At 58.7% G+C, this 21,824-nt stretch carries 11 protein-coding genes; 4 read left to right on the forward strand and 7 right to left on the reverse strand.

Going from position 1 to position 21,824, the window contains the following annotated elements; all coding sequences use genetic code 11:
• The first annotated feature begins 219 nt into the window (after nucleotides 1–219).
• Together ACYZUD_RS21510 and msrA are read left to right on the forward strand one after the other, a co-directional pair.
• Nucleotides 220–2,913, forward strand: coding sequence for a putative bifunctional diguanylate cyclase/phosphodiesterase (locus ACYZUD_RS21510; protein ID WP_462020048.1), 2,694 nt, complete (start codon nucleotides 220–222; stop codon nucleotides 2,911–2,913).
• A 185-nt stretch (nucleotides 2,914–3,098) separates the two neighbouring features.
• Nucleotides 3,099–3,746, forward strand: a complete 648-nt coding sequence (gene msrA, locus ACYZUD_RS21515; RefSeq protein ID WP_462025084.1) for a peptide-methionine (S)-S-oxide reductase MsrA — start codon at nucleotides 3,099–3,101, stop codon at nucleotides 3,744–3,746.
• A 125-nt stretch (nucleotides 3,747–3,871) separates the two neighbouring features.
• Here the strand turns inward: msrA and ACYZUD_RS21520 are convergent, their stop codons facing one another.
• The 7 genes from ACYZUD_RS21520 to putP form a co-directional block, all read right to left on the reverse strand.
• On the reverse strand, nucleotides 3,872–4,708 hold the full coding sequence (locus ACYZUD_RS21520) for a 23S rRNA (adenine(2030)-N(6))-methyltransferase RlmJ (protein WP_462020049.1): 837 nt from the start codon (nucleotides 4,706–4,708) through the stop codon (nucleotides 3,872–3,874).
• A gap of 205 nt (nucleotides 4,709–4,913) precedes the next feature.
• Nucleotides 4,914–5,264 (reverse strand): hypothetical protein, encoded by a 351-nt coding sequence (locus ACYZUD_RS21525; protein ID WP_462020050.1) that lies wholly within the window; start codon nucleotides 5,262–5,264, stop codon nucleotides 4,914–4,916.
• A 360-nt stretch (nucleotides 5,265–5,624) separates the two neighbouring features.
• A complete protein-coding gene (locus ACYZUD_RS21530; RefSeq protein WP_462020051.1) occupies nucleotides 5,625–5,975 on the reverse strand; it encodes a hypothetical protein in 351 nt (116 codons plus the stop codon).
• Nucleotides 5,975–10,756, reverse strand: a complete 4,782-nt coding sequence (locus ACYZUD_RS21535; RefSeq protein WP_462020052.1) for an RHS repeat-associated core domain-containing protein — start codon at nucleotides 10,754–10,756, stop codon at nucleotides 5,975–5,977. Before ACYZUD_RS21535 ends, ACYZUD_RS21530 begins: the two co-directional genes overlap by 1 nt.
• Nucleotides 10,756–11,493, reverse strand: a complete 738-nt coding sequence (locus ACYZUD_RS21540; protein WP_462020053.1) for a DUF4123 domain-containing protein — start codon at nucleotides 11,491–11,493, stop codon at nucleotides 10,756–10,758. Before ACYZUD_RS21540 ends, ACYZUD_RS21535 begins: the two co-directional genes overlap by 1 nt.
• Complete coding sequence (locus ACYZUD_RS21545) at nucleotides 11,483–13,396, reverse strand: type VI secretion system Vgr family protein (RefSeq protein WP_462020054.1); 1,914 nt, start codon at nucleotides 13,394–13,396, stop codon at nucleotides 11,483–11,485. Before ACYZUD_RS21545 ends, ACYZUD_RS21540 begins: the two co-directional genes overlap by 11 nt.
• A gap of 366 nt (nucleotides 13,397–13,762) precedes the next feature.
• A complete protein-coding gene (gene putP / locus ACYZUD_RS21550) occupies nucleotides 13,763–15,247 on the reverse strand; it encodes a sodium/proline symporter PutP (protein WP_462020055.1) in 1,485 nt (494 codons plus the stop codon).
• A 464-nt stretch (nucleotides 15,248–15,711) separates the two neighbouring features.
• Between putP and putA the strand changes: the two genes are divergently transcribed.
• Together putA and ACYZUD_RS21560 are read left to right on the forward strand one after the other, a co-directional pair.
• Nucleotides 15,712–19,665 carry a trifunctional transcriptional regulator/proline dehydrogenase/L-glutamate gamma-semialdehyde dehydrogenase gene (gene putA / locus ACYZUD_RS21555; RefSeq protein WP_462020056.1) on the forward strand — a complete coding sequence of 1,318 codons (3,954 nt, stop codon included), beginning with the start codon at nucleotides 15,712–15,714 and terminating at the stop codon, nucleotides 19,663–19,665.
• A gap of 259 nt (nucleotides 19,666–19,924) precedes the next feature.
• Nucleotides 19,925–21,727 carry an acyl-CoA dehydrogenase gene (locus tag ACYZUD_RS21560; protein WP_462020057.1) on the forward strand — a complete coding sequence of 601 codons (1,803 nt, stop codon included), beginning with the start codon at nucleotides 19,925–19,927 and terminating at the stop codon, nucleotides 21,725–21,727.
• Nucleotides 21,728–21,824: the final 97 nt, after the last annotated feature.

The following is a 21,824-nucleotide window of genomic DNA, read 5'->3' on the forward strand; positions in this document are numbered from 1 at the left end:
ACCCCTGTAGGAGCTGCCGAAGGCTGCGATTTTTTCAGCCTGCACCACCACTTTTATCCATGAACTGGAGAAATCTTCGCTCCAACCAACATATTCTTATAGCACTTGGCCTTCATGTCTCTTGTCAGTCGGTGTCGCAATGATGCAACCTTGCCGCAGGCAACAGTAAAGAGGGCGAGAGCCCGGCGCGATCAGCACATTCGAAGCGAGTTTCCCTCCATGAAAAGCCAACCCGATGCCGCCAGCCGTATGGTGGCCGAGGTAGTGACGCAGTTGCCTGTGCCCTCGCGGCTCGGCATGCTGCGTTTCGAACGGCTGAATGAACCGAGCTGGGCGCTGCTGTTTCTCGACCCCAATTGCGAACGACAGTTTGGTCAGCCGGCCGTGGAGCTTTGTGCCCTGGTCGACTCACCCTACGCCAGCCTGATGGAACCCGAAGCGCGCTATCAACTGCACGACGCGATCCAGCAGCAACTCCGCGACAGCCCGCATTACCTGATCCGCTACAACCTGCACACCGCCAAGGGCTCCTTGAGCCTGCTCGAACTGGGCGAAGCCTACCGACAACACAATCGACACCTGCTGCGCGGCTACCTGATGGTCGTGGACGGATTGTTCGAGGGTGAACCGCTGCTCCCGGTGCAGGACCTGGAAACCCAGAACTCACGCCTGCAGATCGCCCTGGAACTCAATCAGCGCGCCCAGCTGGAACAACTCCAGCACCTGGATCGAGTGCGTGCCCAGCAAGACCTGATCCTGCTGCTGACCCGCCAGCGCTACAGCACCAACAATTCCCTGCAAGAAGCCGCCGAGCTGATCACCCGCAGTGCCTGTGACATCTACGAAATCGACTGCGCCAGCCTGTGGAACCTCGAAGGTTCACTGCTGGTGCCGATCTCGGCGTATCACCGCGCCTCCGGGGATTACCAATTGCCGGAACCGATCGACGTCAGTGGTTTCCCTGATTACCTCGAGGCCTTGCACAGCAGCCGCGCCATCGACGCGCACAACGCAATGCACGACCCGCGCACCCGGGACATGGCCGAGAGCCTGCGTCCGCGCGATGTGAACGCCATGCTCGACGCCAGCATCCGCGTCGACGGGCAAGTGGTCGGCGTGCTCTGCCTGGAGCAGACCGGGGCGACCCGTGCCTGGCAGTCGGACGAAATCGCCTTTGCCGGCGAGTTGGCGGATCAGTTCGCCCAGGTCATCAACAACCACAACCGTCGCACCGCCACCAGCGCCCTGCACCTGTTCCAGCGTGCGGTGGAGCAAAGCGCCAACGCCTTTTTGCTGGTCAATTGCGATGGCGTGGTGGAATACGTCAACCCGAGCTTCACCGCGATCACCCAGTACACCACCGAAGAAGTCCACGGCCAGCGGCTGTCGGAACTGCCGGCCCTGGAGAATCTCAGCGAACTGCTGTTCGACGCGCCCTCGGCCCTGGCCAAAAGCAACAGTTGGCAGGGTGAGTTCAAGAGCCGACGCAAAAACCTCGAACCCTACTGGGGCCAGTTGTCGATTTCCAAGGTCTACGGCGACAACCGCGAGCTGACTCATTACATCGGCATCTACGAAGACATCACCCAGACCAAACTCGCCCAGCAGCGCATCGAGCGCCTGGCGTATACCGACAACCTGACCAACCTTGGCAACCGGCCCGCCTTCATCCGCAACCTCGATGAACGCTTCGCCCGAGACAGCGATACCCCGATCAGCCTGCTGCTGGTGGACATCGACAACTTCAAGCGGATCAACGACAGCCTCGGTCACCAGACCGGCGACAAACTGCTGATCAGCCTGGCCCGACGCCTGCGCAACAGCCTGAGCCCGAGCGGCAGCCTGGCGCGCTTCGCCAGTAACGAGTTCGCCGTGTTGCTGGACAACACTGACCTCGCTGTCGGTCAACAAGTCGCCAACCAATTGCTGGCGACCCTCGACAAACCGATGTTCGTCGACAACCAGTTGATCAGCGTCACCGGCTCCGTGGGCCTCGCCTGCGCGCCGCTGCACGGCCGTGATCCACAAACCCTGATGCGTAATGCCGGCCTTGCGCTGCACAAGGCCAAGGCCAACGGCAAACACCAGGTTCAGGTGTTCACCGAAGCGCTGAACGCCGAGGCCAGCTACAAGCTGTTCGTCGAGAACAACCTGCGCCGCGCCCTGACCCAGAACGAGCTGGACGTGTTCTATCAGCCCAAGCTCTGCCTGCGCAGCGGTCGCCTTCTGGGGATGGAAGCCTTGCTGCGCTGGAACCATCCGGAAAAAGGCATGATCCGCCCGGACCAGTTCATCAGCGTCGCCGAAGAAACCGGGCTGATCATTCCGATTGGCAAATGGATCGCCCGTCAGGCCTGCCGCATGAGCAAAGACCTCAGCGCCGCTGGCCTGGGCAATCTGCAGGTGGCGATCAACCTGTCGCCCAAACAGTTCTCCGACCCGGACCTGGTGTCGTCGATTGCCAACATCCTCAAGGAAGAAGCGCTGCCGGCGAACCTGCTGGAGCTTGAATTAACGGAAGGTCTGCTGCTGGAAGCCACCGAAGACACCCACTTGCAACTCGACCAGCTCAAGCGCCTGGGCCTGACCCTGGCCATGGACGACTTCGGCACCGGTTACTCGTCGCTGAGTTACTTGAAGAAATTCCCGATCGACATCATCAAGATCGATCGAAGCTTCATCCACGAAATCCCGGACAACCAGGACGACATGGAAATCACCTCCGCAGTGATCGCCATGGCCCACAACCTGAAACTCAAGGTCGTGGCTGAAGGCATCGAGACGGCCGAACAATTGGCCTTCCTGCGCCGTCACCGCTGCGACGTCGGCCAGGGCTACCTGTTCGACCGACCGATCCCGGGTTCCGAGCTGATCGAAAAGCTCAGACGCTACCCGCGCGGCCCGATCGCCTGACAGCACATCACAATCCCTGTGGGAGCGAGCCTGCTCGCGATAGCGGTGTATCAGACGGCATCCACGTCACTGATAGACCGCTATCGCGAGCAGGCTCGCTCCCACAGGGGTAGTGCGTAACTGACTGGCATTAGGCACACTTGCGGTCTGTCTATTACATTCCAACCTGACTGAGGGGACTGATGATGGTCTTGCGCTCGGAAATTCTGGTGAACAAAAACGTGCTCCCGACTAAAGAACAAGCTCTGCCTGGCCGTGAAACCCCAATGACCGTGCCGGAAAAACACTTCGTCCACGACGCCCCGCTGCTGGGCCCGTTCGTCACTGATGTGGATTTCGCGATCTTCGGCCTTGGCTGCTTCTGGGGCGCGGAACGCAAGTTCTGGCAGCGTGAAGGCGTGGTCAGCACGGCGGTGGGTTACGCTGGCGGTTTCACCCCGAACCCGACTTACGAAGAAGTCTGCTCGGGCCTGACCGGTCACAGCGAAGTGGTACTGGTGGTCTACGAGCCGGCAAAAGTCAGCTACGAAGAGCTGCTGAAGATGTTCTGGGAATTGCACAACCCGACCCAGGGCATGCGCCAGGGCAACGACATCGGCACGCAGTATCGTTCGGTGATCTACGCCACCAACCCGACTCAGCTGGCGTCCGCCAAGCACAGCGAGCAGGTGTTCCAGGCCGAACTGACCAAGGCCGGCAAAGGCACCATCACCACCGAAATCGAAGAAGCGCCGACGTTCTACTTCGCCGAGGCGTATCACCAGCAGTACCTGGCCAAGAACCCTGAAGGGTATTGCGGGATTGGCGGTACGGGCGTGACCTGCCCGATCTAAACCCAAAAAAACAAAAGATCGCAGCCTCGTTTCACTCGACAGCTCCTACAGAGAAACGCATTCCCCTGTAGGAGCTGTCGAGTGAAACGAGGCTGCGATCTTTTGATCTTGCTTGTCGGTTCGCCTTATTCGGCAATCAACCAATCCATCTGCCACCCACCCTGGGTCTGCCCAAGCTTCTTGGACAACCACGGCAGCAGCTCACGCAATTCCTCTTCCAGCCCCCACGGCGGATTCGCAATCGCCAACCCCGAGCCATTCAGACTGTTCGGCGTATCCAACGGATGCACCAGCAACTCCACCCGCAACAACTTCGGCGCGCCCGTACCCGCCAGATCCTGATAAAAACGCCGCAGCATGCGCTGATCCTTCACCGGGTACCAGATCGCCGCCACGGTTTGGCGCATCCGGCCAATCGCCTCTTTCAGCGACGCCGCACAGCGCTGCATCTCATCGAGCTGCTCGAACGGCGGATCAATCAACATCACCGCCCGCTTCTCCTGCACCGGCAACATCGCCCGCGGCACATGCCAGCCTTCACCGAGATGCACCTTCACCCGACGGTCGCCCGCCATATTGTCCTTGAGCAACACACCGTCTTCCGGGTGCTTCTCGTTGAGCATCACCCGGTCCTGCGGCCGGGTCAGACGCCGCGCCAACTCCGGCGACCCCGGGTAATAACGCAACTGGCCATCCGGGTTCATGTCGTGCAGCACCTTCATGTAATCGGCGGTCAGCGCCGGCAGATCCGGCTGATCCCACAAACGCGCAATACCTTCCAGGTACTCACCGGTACGGCTGGCCTGATCGCCTTGAAGGTCATACAGACCAATGCCGGCGTGGGTGTCGAGATAGGCAAACGGCTGCTCCTTGCGCGACATCAGGGCGATGAGGCGGGTCAAGGTCAGGTGTTTGAACACATCGGCGTGATTGCCGGCATGGAAGGCGTGACGATAATTCATGATTGCTCCTGCGAAGGCCGGGAAGTTTACCTTGTACCGAGGCGAACGTCAGGGCCTCGCAGCCGAGCGGGCAGTCTGCGCCTTCTGACACAGGAGCGAGGGAACGATCACCCCGCCCCCCGTAGGAGCTGCCGAAGGCTGCGATCTTTTGATCTTGCTCTTGTGGCAAGGAAGCTTGCTCCCTCACCACAAAAGCCACTCGACGTTATTCCGAAGGCCGAGCCCGCAACCGCCGCCCCACCACATCCAGCACATCCAGCACATCCAGCACATCCAGCACATCACACCCATCCCGCAACGGAATGGCACACAGCAAAGCAAAGTCGCTGAGAATGAAGGATTCGCACTCGATCGAACCTCGCATGGACAGATTCTCCAGCACTTGGGTGACGGTGCGGATTCGGTAGCTGGCGGCGTCATACAAGACATCGAGTGGTGCGTGGGTATCGACAAACAGGGTGGGCATGTCGTTGCAATTGCTGGTGAGCACCATGAAGCGGTTTTCGGGGTGGGGGATTGGTTTTTCGTAGGGTGGGTCGGGGTGAAGACTTTTCATAACTGAAACCTCTGGTAGTAAAGGGCGCTACCATCGGCCTTCCTACAGGCTTGGGTGGCAGCTATACGCGGGGTAGGAATATCGAGACCAGAGAACTCGACCACGCCGAAGCGTGCCCGCGCACAGCCGCCGCAACTGATGTTACGGACGCACGTTGACGGCCGCAAATACAGGTGTCGACGCCAAAGCGTCCTCTCTAGTCTTGAAGGGTTCCTACACCCCGCCACTGAATTTTCAGTGACCACCAGAGACTATCTATGGAACACGTTTCGCACCAGTTCATGAAAACCGATAGAACTTGAAGGAAACTTCCGACGATATTTCCCAGAAATTCGTAGTTCACATGAAGAAATTCAACATTCAGCCTTCGTTCTGCTGATAGCGCCGCAAACAAACGAGAAGAACCTTCATGAATTTTCTTTGATCAGCGACTTCATCATCAAAATATGTCGTCATTTTTTCAAACACACGATCAAACGAATCATTGATATCGAGAAAATGAGCAACCGTACTAATTAGCGACTCCCTCTCTTTCTCTCTATAAGCAAAGAACTCAGGCTTTAGCAAAATATCAAATAGCTCAGAAAGCTCTTTCTCGTCATTAACATTTTTGGAAACTATAATTTTTTCTCTAGACTCGTCATCCGTATTTTCGATATCAAACACGAAAAGCAAATTACGTATATCTACAATATGGTAATTATTTTTCATTAATCAAAGTCCGTATAAGCAGTTTTGGGCCGACCGAATTTATCCAATATGACTACTGCCTTGGTTTGCTCACCATACTCTAAACTTCCACGCTTATACCCTTCACCAACCTTTTTACCCATATCGAACGGCCTTTGTGAAGTCTGGAGATCGGTTTGCCGGAAAATCAATTGCGCTCTATGAATAGCATTTAGCTGATCTCGGTGACTTAGAAAATGAGTCGCCGCCGAAGGAATTTTCGGCTGTCCTATTTTCTTTCCACTAGTGTAGGTCTCTACTATTCCAGTTGTGGGATTTTTAGCCGAGGCGACTCGCTCCAACTGTGATTGCAAAGTAGTTTGCGCGCCGTGCTTTTCTAAGAAATGACCACCAGGTGTTGCCTTTTCAATCCTCTCCAACTCGCGGAAAGCATTCGCTTCCGCCAGCTCATCAATCCTCTCCCGCCGCTGCTCAGCCGTCATCTTCGGCAGTTGCGGCTCACCCTCATCAACCTTTACGCCAGAAACATCATCCGGCGCCTTACACCCAGGCTTATCCGACTGCGGGCAATTCCCGCTCAACCCTAACGGATCAACCCACCCCGTCGGATTCAGCGCATACCGATACTGATTCAGCCCACCCGCCAACTTCACCGGGTCCGGCGTCAGATACCGCCCAACCTCCGGATCATAGTACCGATGCCGGTTGTAGTGCAGACCGCTCTCAACATCAAAGTACTGCCCTTGAAAACGCAGTGGCTGGTTGAGTTGCTCTCCCCCGCCAAACGCCAGATGCGTGATTTTCCCGTAGGCGTCGTACTTCGCCGACCACACAATCTCGCCACCAAAATCCGTCAGTTCCTGCGGCGTACCAAGGTGGTCGAGTTGGTAGTAGAACGGGCAAGCCTGGCGCGGGCCTTTACCGTCGAGCATGGCCAACGGGCGGAAAGTACCGGGTTCGTAGACATAGCTGCAGTAATGCTCGCGACTGCTTTCGGCGACGAGGTGGTCGCCCTGCCAGAAGAACTCGGTGGTGTTGCCGTCGACGGTTTTGGCGATGCGGCGGCCGAAGGCGTCGTAGTGGTAGCTCGCGTAACGTCCATCCGGCATCGTGACGCCGACCAATCGGTGCTGGCAGTCGTAGCGGTATTCGGTGACGAGTTTTTGCGCGGTGCCGCGGCGTTCGCGGATCAGGTTGCCGAAGGCGTCGTAGTCGTAATGCCGATCACCCTGCATCAACAAACGATTACCAAAAACCTTCACCGCGCCGGGGCGGTCCTGCATCAGCAGATTGCCCGCCGGGTCGTGGGCGAAGGTTTCCGGTGGGTCGTCGCGGGTGTGACGGACGCGGGTCAGGCGGTTGAGCGGGTCGTAGTAATAGCTGCGTTGGCCGTGGCGGCTGTCGGCGATGGTCGCCAGGTTGCCGTTGACCGCGTAGGTGTAGTGGCGCAGGTACAGCGGCTGGATTGTTCGGTTGACCGCGTGGGCCTGCAACCGGCCTTGTTCGTCGTAGTGATACTGACTGGTGAGTTGACCTTGCTGGCGTTGCTGCTCACGACCGAATTCGAACTGGTGAGTGCTGAGCCGGGCGCCGTTGAGGTCGATGGCCGTCAGCGCACCACCCTTGGCGTAGTGATAATCGAGCTTGCTGCCGTCCGGCAGACGCAGCCGGTTGAGCTGGCCGCAAGCATCGTAGCCATAGCGTAGCGTGCCCCAGCCCTGATGCTCGGTGATCAGGCGATCTTGTTGGTCGTACTCGAATTCCAGCGGATGGTCGTGACCGTCGTCGACGCTGATCAGTCGGCCGAGGCTGTCGTAGCAATACTCGACGCTGACGCCATCGGGCAGGGTCTTGAGCAGCAAGCGCCCTGCCGAGTCCCGTTCATAAGCGGTAACCAGTTGCGAGCCGTCATCGCCGAACTCGGTTTTTTCCAGCAGATGGCCGTTGAGGTCGTAGGCGTACGCCGTACGGCGGCCATCAAATCCGGTCTCCTGTCGGATCAAGCCGTTGGGCGTGTAGTCCAGGAGGTATTTTTCGCCGGATTCGTTTTCGATTTCCGTGAGTAGCAGCTGTGCGTTGTCGTAGCGATACCGCAGCTGCGTGCCGTCGGCATTGATGCGGCGGCTGACCAGGTGCAGATCGTCGACATACTCGTAGCGAGTGACGCGGCCCAGTTCGTCGCGTTCGGCGGTGATCTTGCCGTAGGCGTTGTAGCTGAAGCCGCGAGTGGCGCCTGTAGGAAACGTTGTCTGAATCAGTCGGCCAACGGCATCCCATTGGTGGTGGGTGACGGCACCGTGTTCGTCCTGACGGGTAAGCTGCCGACCCAAAACATCGTAGGAAAACCGTCGCTGAGCGCCATCTGGCAAGGTCTCTTCGAGCAGTTGTCCTAGTGCGTTCCAGACGAAAACATGTCGGCTGGTATCCGGATAACGGATCGACAGCAACTGCCCTTTTTCATCGTAGTGATAGTGGGTGACATGGCCGTCAGGATCGGTCGCTTCGGTGACGTCCCCCTGCGCATTGCGCTGATACGTCCACACGGCTTTACCGCGATACCGCGCGTGCAGGAAACCGTTGCGATACTCGTAGGACGTCGGTTCGTCTTCCGGTGGAATCAGCGCGATCAGCCGTCCGACTTCGTCGTAGTGGTATTCGGTGACAGCGCCGAGCGGACCCTGCTCGGCAACCAACCGACCTTTATCGTCGTAGGTCTTGAGGTGTTCGGCGCCATCCAGCCCGACCTTGCGCACCAGTCGCGCCCGATCGTCGTGCTCGTAAACCTCTTCGCTGCCGTCAATGTTCTGGACGGTGACGCTGCCCGCGTCATCCCAGACATACCGCGCATCCATCTGCGAAAACGACGCCCAGTGACGGACACATCGCGCCGTTTTGCCGGACCTTTCCCACTCCCAGAAGAAACTCGCCCCACCGGCCAGTTGCCGCTGGAGAATGACGTGCTGGTCGTCGTAGTCGTAGCGCTCGCTTTCGCCAGCAGCATTGGTGGCTTCGATCAGTTGATCGCGCTCGTTGTGGCGATAGCTGACCAGTGTTTGCTCGGTCTGCCAGGCGTCGTCGAGGCTTTGGGCCGGGATGAAGATCTGATAGTCAACAGCGACCAAATGGCTACGGTCGTAACGTAAAAGCAAGGCACGGCCGGCGCCATTGTCGAGGCGTTTGATGCGGTCCTGACGGTCGTGTGTGATGCGCAGTCGGTTGTCGTAAGCATCGCTGATCGTTGTCAGCCGACCGTTGATGAAGTGGTAGAAACGTGTGTCCTCGCCGGCCTGGGCGAGGATCAGCTCCTCGGGCTCATCACCCAGATAAATCGCCGCGCGCGAGAGGCTGTTATGAATCGCCGGGCGTTCAACATTCGGCAACGGGAAAGTGGTACGGCGGTTTTCCTGATCGATCCAGATGACGTTCTCGCCATCGATCTCCAGCCGATGGGCGAGGCTGTGGCTCCAGCCGTAACCGAGGCCGCAATCGATCTCGACGGCGCTGGTGCGATAGAGCCGGGTGAAGTCGAACGGCAGGATTCCGTCCAGCGAACCGTCGGTGAGGGTCAGCAGTTCTTCGCCGGTGACCATCGACACCGGACACTTGTTGGTGGCGGTTTTATCGGCCGAGTCGGCGCTGTCGCCGTTGGGGTTTGTAGCCTGCTTCGAGGCGTCGTCGTGGTGTTCGTTTTGCTTGATGGTGGTGTTGCGCCTGGCGTCCCAACGCAGTTGCACCCTACCTTTTTTCAGACCCGCCGCCACGCCTCTTGCTGCGACCTTTTTGTAGCGGTCAACGTAAGTCATGAAGCTGTTGATGAGGGTGAAGATGGCTTTGACGAAACCCTGTACGGCGCTAACGATCCGGGCGCCGTAACTGGCGAGACGCATGCTCAGATAGGCAATACCCGCACCTGCACCGGCGAAGGTCAGAACGACACCAATCAGAATATCGATGAGCAACTGCACCACCACCGTCGACACCGCTTCGGCAGTTTTGCCGGCGATCTCGCTGGGTGGCAGCATCTCCAACCAGAGGCTGGCAGTGCGCAGCAACAGACACAGCGCCGCTTCGTCACTGGCCAGCAGCTGGATCTTGGCCATTTCCTGGGGCGCGGTTTTCGCGAGTTTGACTAACTCATCGGCGCTGCTGCCGAGGCGCTCAACGAACTTGCCGGGGTTCTGAAGAATGTCCGAGAGCAGGCTGATGCTGTCCCACACACCAATGATCGCGGCCCAACTTCCCGCGAGCATTCCATTACCCGCCGCTGCAAAACTCGACTGCGACCACTGCGGTTTGAACCCTTTCCACTCGTTGCACAGCCAGTCTTCCAGTTGTTTAGTCAGGCCGTCATAAGACGAGAAAAGGTCATCAACTTGCTTCGGGGTGACTTCACTCTGGACATGAACGCGATAGAACTTGCCAGGCGTGCCTTCAAACTGTCCTTTGCCGTGTTTATCGAGCGTTACAGGCGTCGACTTGCCGCCATCCACGGCAATCACATCGACCTGAATATTCCCCAACGGAATGTCATAAACCGATTCGAACTTGCTTTCGATCTCCAGAATCCCGCTCAGCGGACACTGCGCAACGCTAGAGAAAAAGTCGTCATCACGACGGCTCACCGACGTGGTGGTGTTACCCAGTTTGATCTGCCGTTCCATGTCCAGCAGCGAAGGCATGTCCGTTGCCCGGCTGACCTTGTCCGCGTTCCGACTTAAAAATCCTCGAAGTTGCTCGCGATACAAATCCAGCGTGTTTTTAAAACCGTCGAGCTCCTGCTCAATCCGTACGATCTGATCCATCAGTCCAGCTCCGTTATCAGGTATTCCACCAAGGCTGATTTCGGTGCTGGCGGCAGGCCTGGCGCCTCTAGAAAGATCGCAACCTTGTGCCGCAAAACGCTTTCGGAAAACGCCTCATAAAGATCAGGTCGATCCTCGCTCAGCCACTTGAGCAAGTTGTTTATCCGCGTGGTGTTTGATTGTTCCCCAAGCTGTTCCAGCAACGTTTCAGAGACTTTCCACCATGGAAAAACCCTGGAGGTTTTCAGCGCAGCTCCACCGATCTCAAGGGCTTGGCCATTGATCAGGCACCGCCCTACTACAGGCAGCAATTGAGCAACGTCGACCTCGGCAGACTGAAGAATCGGCAACAAATAACGCCCATCCCAAAAACGGAAAAACACTGCGTTGCCATTGGGTAAAAGAACTTGCGTGAGGCTGCGCAAATGCTCGATCAGCACGTCCTGAGTCGAAGAAGAAACCGCCAGCCAACCCCAGTCCTGAGACTCGGTGGTAGCGACCCACTCCAGAAACTCACTGCCGGCAACGACGATTCCGACATAGGGCATGACCGGTTCCCACTCGGCGTAAGCGGTATCTGCCCAGACAGGACTCGGTGCATGTACCGGACTGGAACACTGCCAGGCTTTAAACGGCTCAGCGGAACTGGCATTGCCGAAAACCGCGAACAACTGCTCGGAAGATTCAAGCGGTTGACGCTCCAGCCAAGTGTGGGGGGACAGGCGCTCAGGCTGCACAGACACCCTCCTTGCAGCGCTCGCATTCTTCGCAGAATGGCGCGTCGCTTTTCAGGCTCAGAATCTGTGCTGTGCTAAGTGCCAAAAGTGTTCGTTGAGAGGTCGGAGCACCCATTGCCGGCATCGCTGCACCGCCAAGCTGAATCGGTACGCTGCTGAAGATCCCGGCAGGACCGATATTGATCCAGTGCCCGCCCGCTTGAAGGGTGGCGCTGGCACCGCCGTCGATGACGACTTGCTGGCCCGCGCCGACATGGAATTGCCCGCTCGCCTTGAGGGTCTGGCTGTTGACGCTGATATATCGGTCACCGTGGACGTGCAGGTTATCGCTTGCACCAATGTCCACGCTGCGCTGGTTTCCGACCTGGACATGCAAATCCTGCAACACGTGCTGAGTCCAGTTTCGCTGGGCACGCAGGTAAATTTCCTCGGCGCCTTTGCGATCCTCGATGCGCAATTCGTTGTAACCACCGCCACCGGGACTACTCTGGCTGCGGAAAATACTGCGGGTTTTGTCCGCTGGAAGATCGAGGGGCACCGGCGTCGCGGCGTTGGGCAGGCAACCCATGATCAGCGGTTTGTCGGCGTCGGCATCGAGAAACCCCACCAACACTTCCATGCCGACTCGTGGGATCAACACGCTGCCGTAGCGGTCATGCGCCCAACCGGTGGCGACTCGCAGCCAGCAACTGGAATGCTCGTTGAGCTTGCCGTCGCGATCCCAGGCGAGTTGTACCTTGACCCGGCCGTATTCGTCGCAGTGGATTTCGCTGTCGGCCGGGCCAGTCACTACCGCTGCCTGATAACCGGAAACGTGGGTTTTTTCGATCAAAGGCGCACGAAACGAAACGTCCCACGGCGTTGCCAGAAAGCTATTACGATAACCTTGGAACTTATCCGAGCTATCGGCGGCTGACTCTTCCAGGACTTGCGGTTGTCGACCGCGGTGTTCGATTTCGGTAATCAGCCACAGGTCATTCCATTCCTGACGCGGGTGCCCCGCGAGCTGCAGGAAGTGCCCGCAGACCAACGAGGATTGATCGCTGCGCCCTTCGGCCTGTCGGTAATCGGCGTTGTGGCGTTCAAGCGTTCGTTGAGCAAGATCCTTACCGTGTTCGCGATCAGTGAACTGGCCAGGAAAGTGATAGTCCTCCAGCACCGGCAGCTGTTGGCTGTCGAGGCGACTCTCAAGTTGCAGACGAGGTTTGTGGAAGTCGTAATCACGGCGAGTGACCACAGTCGTGCGGGTTTCCAGGCGTACGTTGAAGCGTTTGATGGCCGGTGCATCCGCCACCATTCCACTACCGGGGAAATAAGGTGTCGACTCGGACAAACGAGGAAATACCGTCTGGTCATCACCAAACACCAGCAAATGCCCGTCGGGACTGTGTTGGAAGTGGTAATGAATGCCGAGCTCGGCACATAGCCGCTGGATGAATGCCAGATCACTTTCGGCGTATTGCACGCAGTACTCGCGCTCGGGGTACTCGCTGCCGAGCTGAAACTCGAAAGCATCACGCTGGATGCCGTGATCCTTGAGGATCTGCTCAATGATCCTGGGTACGCTTTTATGCTGGAAAATCCGCTGATTGATGCGCTGGTCCAGGTAGGCCAGACGCGGCACCAGACTGACCTGATAACGCGTCAGACGCTTCCCGGAGTCGCCTTGGCCGACGCGATAAATCTGACCGTGAATACCGGAACCTTGCGCATCGAAACCCAGAAATGCCTGACGATGCAGCAAGCTTTCGAGCTCGATGTCCGGCCGTTCGCTGACCAGTTCCAGGTCAAAACGGTAGGGTTGACTGATGGCTTCCTTGCCCGTGAACTCAAGCACCTTGAGCTCATTCTGGTCGCCGTCGATCGTCAACGTGAAACGTGGTTGATTGGCAGGAGCGAACATCCGATGTGTCTCTGCAGAATGAAGGCGGGCGATTCTGCATGAGCGATAACCGGTGTTACTGGAGGGACAGGAAAATCAGATTTGCCCTACTTTTTTAGAGATCTATCCTTCAAAAGTCAGTGTGTTTGGCTACAGACATCCCCTTCAAAACCACCACCAATTCCTGTGGGAGCGAGCCTGCTCGCGATGACGTCAGCAGATTCAACCTGAATGTTGACTGTCAGATAGCTATCGCGAGCAGGCTCGCTCCCACAAGGATCTCCAGCACTACCTCCCATCCGGGAAACCAAAAAAAAAGGCCCGCCTCCAGAAGGAAGCGGGCCGTTTTCATGTTCGGTGAAAGGTCAGAGCCTCAGCTCATCCCGATCACTTGTTCAGGCGGAAATCTGCCTCGGCAGCGGCGAAGCGCTGCAGCATACCGGTGCTCGGTGTGCCCAGCTTGCTGACAATGTAGATGGCCAGGCTGGCGAAGATGAAACCAGGGATGATTTCGTACAGGCCCAGCAGTTCGAAGTGTTTCCACACGATTACGGTGATCGCGCCGACCAGGATGCCAGCCAGTGCGCCGTTGCGGGTCATGTCTTTCCAGATCACGGAGATCAGGACCACCGGACCGAACGCGGCACCGAAACCGGCCCAGGCGTAGCTGACCAGACCCAGTACACGGTTTTCCGGGTTAGCGGCCAATGCGATGGCGATCAGGGCAACCAGCAGCACCATGGCACGGCCTACCCAGACCAGCTCAACCTGGGAAGCGGTTTTACGCAGGAAGGTTTTGTAGAAGTCTTCAGTCAGGGCGCTCGAGCACACCAGCAGTTGGCAGCTCAGGGTACTCATGACAGCCGCCAGAATGGCCGACAGCAGTACACCGGCAATCCATGGGTTGAAGAGGATTTTGGCCAGTTCGATGAACACGCGTTCGTGGTTCTCGGTGACTGGTGCGGCCACATCAGGGTGCGCCGAGAAGTAAGCGATACCGAAGAAGCCTACCGCCACAGTGCCGCCCAGGCACAGGATCATCCAGGTCATGGAGATGCGACGGGCGTTAGCGATCGACTTAACCGAATCCGCCGCCATGAAACGCGCCAGGATGTGCGGCTGGCCGAAGTAACCCAGGCCCCAGCCCATCAGCGAGATGATGCCGATGAAGGTGGTGTTTTTCAGCATGTCGAAGTTGCTGGCGTCTTGCGCTTCGATGGCCAGGAACGTGGTGTCAACGCCACCGGTGGCCAGCAGTACGATGATCGGCGTCAGCAACAGGGCGAAGATCATCAGCGTGGCTTGTACGGTGTCAGTCCAGCTCACTGCCAGGAAACCACCGACGAAGGTGTAGGCAATCGTCGCCGCAGCACCGGCCCACAGCGCTGTCTCGTAGGACATGCCGAAGGTGCTTTCAAACAGACGGGCGCCGGCCACGATGCCGGATGCGCAATAGATGGTGAAGAACACCAGGATCACGACCGCAGAGATGATCCGCAACAGGCCGCTTTTGTCTTCGAAACGGCTGGAGAAGTAATCCGGCAGGGTCAGCGCATCGCCGTTGTGCTCGGTCTGCACTCGCAGACGGCCGGCGACGAACAGCCAGTTCAGGTAGGCACCGACGATCAGGCCGATGGCGATCCAGCTTTCGGAAAGACCGGACATGTAGATGGCGCCCGGCAAGCCCATCAACAACCAGCCGCTCATGTCGGAAGCACCGGCAGAAAGTGCAGTCACGACGCTGCCCAGGCTACGACCGCCCAGAATGTAGTCAGAAAGGTTGTTGGTGGAGCGATAGGCCATGAAGCCGATCAGCACCATTGCTGCGATGTAGATCACGAACGTGATCAGGGTTGGATTGCTTACGCTCATTAAGTGACGCCCTGGCTTTGTTTTTATGTAGCGGCGGAGTGTGGAAACGCCGACAAACGACAACGTTTGTTCAGACGACTTCGAGGCCCGCGCATTTAGGACTGATGTTTCCCCAGGAAAGCCATCAGCCGGATGCACCTGTCTTTTGGATGGGTTGCACCTTGGGCGCGAATCCTATTAAACAACCTAAATAAGGTGCAACCAGTTTCTTGGGAATAAGTTGCACCTAGTCGGATTTTCCTCAAAAAGGCTGTTTTTTGCTCCCTTTTAGAGCAGTCAGAGCGTTTTGCTAGAAGTAAAAGCACCAAGCAGGAGCGGTACGTTCGTACCGGAATTTAATTCCTGACGAGCTGCTTATTATTCCGATAAAAAAAGGGTTGCACCCGGTTGCACCTCGAAGGATGCGCAGCTAATCTTGCGGCCAGCTGATGCCACGCGGTCGTGGCAAACATGAGGATAAAAATATGGCTACCACCACCCTTGGGGTCAAACTTGACGACCCGACCCGCGAGCGCCTCAAGGCCGCCGCGACCTCGATTGATCGCACGCCGCACTGGCTGATCAAGCAGGCAATTTTCAATTACCTGGAAAAACTCGAGGGTGGTGCAACCCTGACCGAGCTGAGCGGTTTGATCAGCAAAGACGCTGACGACGCTGGCGAAGTCCATGCAGACCACGCGCACCAGTGTTTCCTGGAGTTCGCCGAAAGCATCCTGCCGCAGTCGGTCCTGCGCGCTTCGATCACCGCGGCCTATCGTCGTCCGGAACCTGAAGTGGTACCGATGCTGATCGAACAGGCACGCCTGCCGGTCGCCATGGCCGAAGCCACCAACAAGCTGGCTGCCTCGATTGCCGAGAAACTGCGCAATCAGAAGAGCGCCGGCGGCCGTGCCGGGATTGTTCAGGGCTTGTTGCAGGAGTTTTCCCTGTCGTCCCAGGAAGGCGTGGCGCTGATGTGCCTGGCCGAAGCGCTGCTGCGCATCCCGGACAAGGGCACGCGTGACGCATTGATCCGCGACAAAATCAGCACTGGCAACTGGCACCCGCACTTGGGCAACAGCCCGTCGCTGTTCGTCAACGCCGCCACTTGGGGTTTGCTGCTGACCGGCAAACTGGTCGCTACGCACAATGAAGCCGGCCTGACGTCGTCCCTGAGCCGCATCATCGGCAAGAGCGGCGAGCCGATGATCCGCAAGGGCGTCGACATGGCCATGCGCCTGATGGGCGAGCAGTTCGTTACCGGCGAAACCATTGCCGAAGCCCTGGCCAACGCCAGCAAATTCGAAGCCAAAGGCTTCCGTTATTCCTACGACATGCTGGGTGAAGCCGCACTCACCGAGCACGACGCCCAGAAGTACCTGGCCTCGTACGAACAAGCCATCCACTCGATCGGCAAAGCGTCCCACGGTCGTGGGATTTATGAAGGCCCGGGCATTTCCATCAAGCTGTCGGCACTGCACCCGCGTTACAGCCGCGCCCAGTACGAGCGCGTGATGGACGAGCTGTACCCGCGCCTGCTGTCGCTGACCCTGCTGGCCAAGCAATACGACATCGGCCTGAACATCGATGCCGAAGAAGCCGACCGCCTCGAACTGTCGCTGGATCTGCTGGAGCGCCTGTGCTTCGAGCCGCAACTGACCGGCTGGAACGGCATCGGCTTCGTGATCCAGGCCTATCAGAAGCGTTGCCCGTACGTGATCGACTACGTGATCGACCTGGCTCGCCGCAGCCGTCATCGCCTGATGATCCGCCTGGTGAAAGGCGCGTACTGGGACAGCGAAATCAAGCGCGCTCAGGTCGAAGGCCTGGAAGGCTATCCGGTCTATACCCGCAAGGTGTACACCGACGTTTCCTACATTGCCTGCGCCCGCAAACTGCTGTCGGTGCCGGAAGTCATCTACCCGCAGTTCGCCACGCACAACGCCCACACCCTGTCGGCCATTTACCACATCGCCGGTCAGAACTATTACCCCGGCCAGTACGAATTCCAGTGCCTGCACGGCATGGGCGAACCGCTGTACGAACAGGTTGTAGGCAAAGTTTCCGAAGGCAAGTTGAACCGTCCGTGCCGCGTGTACGCACCGGTCGGTACTCACGAAACGCTGCTGGCGTACCTGGTGCGTCGTCTGCTGGAAAACGGCGCGAACACTTCGTTCGTCAACCGCATCGCCGACCAGTCCATTTCGATCCAGGAGCTGGTGGCCGATCCAGTGGCCAGCATCGAGCAGATGGCGACGCTGGAGGGCGGCTTCGGCCTGCCGCACCCGCGTATCCCGCTGCCGCGTGATCTTTATGGTGCCGAGCGCGCCAACTCCAGCGGCATCGACATGGCCAACGAACATCGTCTGGCGTCGCTGTCCTGCGCCCTGCTGGCCACCGCTCATAACAACTGGAAAGCCGCGCCGATGCTCGGTTGCGCGTCCAGCACTGAAACCCCTGCGCCGGTTCTGAACCCGTCCGATCTGCGTGACGTGGTCGGCCATGTGCAGGAAGCCACCGTCGAAGACGTCGACAACGCGATCCAGTGTGCCTTGAACGCTGCACCGATCTGGCAGGCCACCCCGCCCGCCGAACGTGCCGCGATTCTGGAGCGTGCCGCCGACTTGATGGAAGGCGAGATCCAGCCGCTGATGGGCCTGTTGGCTCGCGAAGCCGGCAAGACTTTCGCCAACGCCATCGCCGAAGTGCGTGAAGCCGTGGACTTCCTGCGTTACTACGCAGTGCAGGCGCGCAACGACTTCACTAACGACGCCCACCGCCCATTGGGTCCGGTGGTGTGCATCAGCCCGTGGAACTTCCCGCTGGCGATTTTCAGTGGCCAGGTCGCTGCTGCGCTGGCCGCCGGCAACCCGGTACTGGCCAAGCCTGCCGAACAAACCCCGCTGGTCGCCGCTCAAGCCGTGCGCCTGTTGCTCGAAGCCGGGATTCCGGAAGGCGTGCTGCAACTGCTGCCGGGCCGTGGCGAAACCGTCGGTGCCCGCCTGGTGGGTGACGATCGGGTCAAAGGCGTGATGTTCACCGGCTCCACCGAAGTCGCGCGTTTGCTGCAACGCAACGTCGCCGGTCGCCTGGATGCGCAGGGTCGTCCGATTCCGCTGATCGCCGAAACCGGCGGCCAGAACGCAATGATCGTCGACTCCTCGGCACTGACCGAACAAGTCGTGATCGACGTGGTATCGTCGGCGTTCGACAGCGCCGGTCAACGTTGCTCGGCGCTACGTGTGCTGTGCTTGCAGGAAGATTCCGCCGACCGCGTCATCGAAATGCTCAAGGGCGCCATGGCTGAATGCCGTCTCGGTAACCCGGAGCGCCTGTCCGTGGACATCGGCCCGGTGATCGACGCCGAAGCCAAGGCAGGCATCGAGAAACACATCCAGGCCATGCGCGACAAAGGTCGCAGCGTGTACCAGGTAGCCATCGCGAATACCGAAGAAGTCAAACGCGGCACCTTCGTGATGCCAACCCTGATCGAACTGGAAAGCTTCGACGAACTGCAACGGGAGATCTTCGGCCCGGTGCTGCACGTGGTTCGCTACAAGCGCAAAGACATCGATCAGTTGATTGGTCAGATCAACGCTTCCGGCTACGGCCTGACCCTGGGCGTACACACTCGCATCGACGAGACCATCGCCAAGGTGATCGACAACGTCAACGCCGGTAACGTCTACGTGAACCGCAACATCGTGGGTGCCGTGGTCGGCGTGCAACCGTTCGGCGGCGAAGGCCTGTCGGGCACCGGTCCAAAGGCGGGTGGTCCGTTGTACCTGTACCGTCTGCTGTCGACGCGTCCTACTGACGCGATCGAACAATCCTTCGCTCGCGGCGACGCAATCGCTGCACCGGACGTTCGTTTGCGTGATGCCATGAGCAAACCGCTGACCGCCCTGCAAGCCTGGGCTGACAGCAACAAGTTCAGCGACCTGAGCGCCCTGTGCGTGCAGTTCGCGGCGCAATCGCAGAGCGGGATCACCCGTGTACTGGCGGGCCCGACCGGCGAGCGCAACAGCTACGCCATCCTGCCGCGCGAACACGTGCTGTGCCTGGCGGAAGTCGAAGGCGACCTGCTGACGCAACTGGCTGCGGTATTGGCGGTGGGTGGTTCGGCGGTGTGGCCAGAAGCTGACTTGACCAAGGCATTGTTCGCACGTCTGCCGAAGGAAATTCAGTCGAAGATCAAACTGGTTGCCGACTGGACCAAGGACGAAGTGGTGTTTGATGCGGTTCTGCATCATGGCCATTCCGATCAACTGCGTGCGGTTTGCCAGCAAGTGGCCAAGCGTGCCGGGGCGATTGTTGGGGTTCATGGTTTGTCCCAGGGTGAAACCAACATTGCGTTGGAGCGTCTGGTGATTGAGCGTGCGTTGAGCGTTAACACTGCGGCGGCGGGTGGTAATGCCAGCCTGATGACTATCGGCTAAACCGTAACCAGACCGGGCGCCCGCAATAGGCGCCCGGATGCAAAACCCCCTGTGGGAGCGAGCCTGCTCGCGATAGCGGTGTGTCATCCGACACATGTATTGGATGACACACCGCTAGCGCGAGCAGGCTCGCTCCCACATTTGTTTTGTGGCGCCTGCTAAGTCGCTTCTCTGCTCCACCATCACGCTCATCAATCATCCTGTTCAGCCTCTATTCCCACGCCTAGACTCGGCCTATTCCAAAAAAAGGTAGGCCGCCATGTCCGAGACGTTGCTCAGTTCCCGCAATCTGGCTTTCGAGCTGTATGAAGTCCTCGACGCCGAAGGCCTGACCCAGCGTGAGCGTTTCGCCGAGCACAATCGCGAGACCTTCGATGCCGCCATCGGCACCGCTCGCAGCATCGCCGAGAAGTTCTTCGCCCCGCACAACCGCAAGGGTGACGAGAACGAGCCGCGCTATGAAGACGGTCAGGCGATTCTGATTCCGGAAGTGAAACCGGCGGTGGATGCGTTCCTCGAAGCTGGATTCCTCAACGCCGCGCGCAGTTTCGACGCTGGCGGCATGCAACTTCCTACGTTGTTGTCCCAGGCCTGCTTCGCCCACTTTCAATCGGCCAACGCGGCGTCGACCTCGTACCCGTTCCTGACCATGGGCGCGGCCAACCTGATTGAAAGTTTCGGCACTGACGAGCAGAAACAGCGTTTCCTGCAACCGATGATCGATGGCCGCTTCTTCGGCACCATGGCCCTGACCGAGCCGCATGCCGGCTCGTCGCTGTCGGATATTCGTACCCGCGCCGAGCCTGCGCCCGACGGCACTTATCGCCTGAAGGGCAACAAGATCTTCATCTCCGGCGGCGATCACCCGCTGTCGGAAAACATCGTGCACATGGTACTGGCCAAGCTGCCGGACGCGCCGGCCGGGGTAAAGGGGATTTCGCTGTTTATCGTGCCCAAGTTTCTGGTTAACGATGACGGCAGCCTCGGCCAGCGTAACGACGTCTTGCTGGCCGGCCTGTTCCACAAGATGGGCTGGCGCGGGACGACCTCCACGGCACTGAATTTCGGCGATAACGGTGAGTGCGTCGGCTATCTGGTGGGCAAGCCGCACCACGGCTTGAGCTACATGTTCCAGATGATGAACGAGGCGCGGATCGGCGTCGGCATGGGTGCGGTGATGCTCGGCTATGCCGGTTATCTGTATTCCCTGGAGTACGCCCGCGAACGTCCGCAAGGGCGCGTGCCGGACAACAAGGACCCGAGCACCGCACCGGTGGCGATCATTCAGCACGCCGACGTCAAACGCATGCTGTTGACCCAGAAGGCTTACGTCGAAGGTTCGTTCGACCTTGGGCTGTACGCGGCGCGACTGTTCGACGACACCACCACGCTTGAGACTGAAGCCGAACGCAAACAAGCCCATGAACTGCTGGATTTGCTGACGCCGATCGTCAAATCCTGGCCGTCGGAGTTTTGCCTGAAGGCCAACGAACTGGCGATCCAGATTCTCGGTGGCCACGGTTACACCCGTGAATACCCGGTGGAGCAGTATTACCGCGACAACCGCCTGAACCCGATTCATGAAGGCACTCATGGCATTCAGTCACTGGACTTGCTGGGGCGCAAACTGGCGCAGAACGGTGGCGCGGGGCTCAAGCAATTGATCCGTTTGATTGCCGACACCGCCGAGCGCGCCCAGGCGCATGAATCGCTGACCGCTCTGCGTGAGCCGTTGGAAAAACTGGTGGCGCACCTGCAAAGCGTGACCATCGGTCTGCTGACGGATTTGGGGCAAGGCAAGGTCAACAGCAGCCTGGCGAACTCGGCGCTGTACCTGAAAGTGTTCGGGCACACGGTGATTGGCTGGCGCTGGCTGGAACAGGCGATTCGTGCCGAGGAAGGGTTGGCCAAAGGGAATGCGGCGGATGTGAGCTTCTATAAGGGCAAGCTGCAGGCGGCGCGGTATTTCCTGACGTGGGAAGTGCCGGGTTGCCACCATGAATTGGCGATTCTTGAGGCGCGGGATGATGTGTGCCTGAGCATGCAGGATGAGTGGTTTTGATCTGACATAGATTCGTGTAACGGCTAAAAAAAGATCGCAGCCTCGTTTCACTCGACAGCTCCTACAGGTTTACGCGGATCCCTTGTAGGAGCTGTCG

Source organism: Pseudomonas sp. XS1P51 (assembly GCF_054897845.1).